The 1,648-nt window shown below is 55.8% G+C and carries 1 protein-coding gene; it reads left to right on the plus strand.

The window, feature by feature from the left end; translation table 11 throughout:
• Positions 1 to 735 precede the first annotated feature (735 nt).
• Positions 736 to 1,035 (plus strand): DUF4760 domain-containing protein, encoded by a 300-nt coding sequence (locus tag CV770_RS40990; protein ID WP_146101474.1) that lies wholly within the window; start codon positions 736 to 738, stop codon positions 1,033 to 1,035.
• The last annotated feature ends 613 nt before the right edge of the window (positions 1,036 to 1,648 follow it).

The raw sequence follows: 1,648 nt of genomic DNA on the forward strand, positions 1-1,648 counted from the left end.
CTGAAAGGCACAAATCAGTTGCCGAAGGTCATCGCAGGTGTCAGATTCGAAAACGGCATCGAGGTCATCCAGGTGCCGGCAAACCACGCCGCCTGATCGCCTCGTCACCCAAAATCCCGCATAGCTCTTGTTCATGAAGTTCCCGCCGCAAGGCCTGTCGGACGTCGAAATCTCTCATTACGTTTCCAGTCGCGTCCCAGCTAGCGCTCCATCCATTAGCGCACGTAGAAGCACTCTACAATACAGCGGTTAATCGCAGCTCCGATAACAGCCCGTCATTGAGCCAACACGGGATCGGAGCGCCCCGGTCCGGGTCATTGCGAAGCTCGGGTTTAACTACAAAGCTGCGCTGGACTCCTCCTGATTCGTCTGGTTGTATGCGGCGTTTTACAAAACTAGTTAGGGAGATTCCTTGATGAAGCGTATAATTTTGACCGCTGCTCTCGTGTTGGCAACGACCGCTGCCCAAGCTCAATATCTAACTGGCACCGGATCGAGCCCTAGCACACACACATCGTCCGGATATATCAACAGCCATGGCACCTATGTGCAGCCCTACGTCGCCACGAACCCGAACAGTACGCAGAGGGACAACTTCAGCGCAACGGGCAACGTGAACCCGTACACGGGCGCGACCGGTCATCGAACGCCGAGATACTAAATGATCCGGCGATGAGCGTCTTTTCGGTGTGGGCTTAGACGGCGTACGAAGCCGTTCATCACGCGGCGTTCAAGGTGCTGCCGTACGCGCCCCTCGTAACGCCGTCGGTCGCTATGGTGGCCGGCGGCATTGCAATTTACTCGATCCACGTCACGAGGAGCATCGCTAGGAAACGAGCCACCATCGACTTTTTCCTGAAGACCGAGGCCGACAGTTCGATCGTAAAGCTGTTTCAAACATTCGACGAACACGTGGTGGTTGTGAGCGGGTTAATCGATCAGGGCAAAACGCTTAGGGAAATCGTGACGACAACCGAATACAAGACTGTGCACGCATGCCTGAATATCTTGGAAGTTGGTATACGAAGGCTGTGAGGCCGCCACTGCCCTGTTCTTGCGCAAACACGGAAAAGCGCTCTTCCGCAAAGTGAATCGGCGGACTTCTCGCGATGGAAACGAAAACCCCCGGCATGAAGGCCGGGGCTCCCGTCATGCCACTGCGTACATCCGGCCGGGATAATCAGACGAAACTGCAATTTGTCACGCGCATGCGGTGGCCACCGCTGCAATGTCTACTTCCCTGGTGCTGTCGTGAGAGCGACCGGCATAGCCACCTTGCACCTCCCTAACCGTCACCCCGCGAGCGTGGGCACGATTAGCGGATAACATCCTGTTACCGGATCTTCTCCAGCCGGTGGTTGCCAGAGCGCATCTGGTGATTTTCGAGGTGAGACGATGGACTTCGGCCCACCTCCGATGAACATACTGGCGCAGCAATCGGTCCACCAGTCACCTCAAAGAAGGTGCGCAGCGTGGCGTCAAGTTAAGGTGATGTTTGCTGTCCGAGCTAGCTGGTCGCCCGTGAACAAGGCTTTAAGCGATTGAGCGGGAGTCTGTTTTTCGGATTTGAGACGGTTTGAGATTGCAGGGTTTGGGAGGTCGAGGCCGCCAAACCCTGCAAATTCGTTTGTGATTCCCTTTTGCGGCA

It is taken from the genome of Bradyrhizobium sp. AC87j1, assembly GCF_002936975.1.
GTDB lineage: Bacteria > Pseudomonadota > Alphaproteobacteria > Rhizobiales > Xanthobacteraceae > Bradyrhizobium > Bradyrhizobium shewense.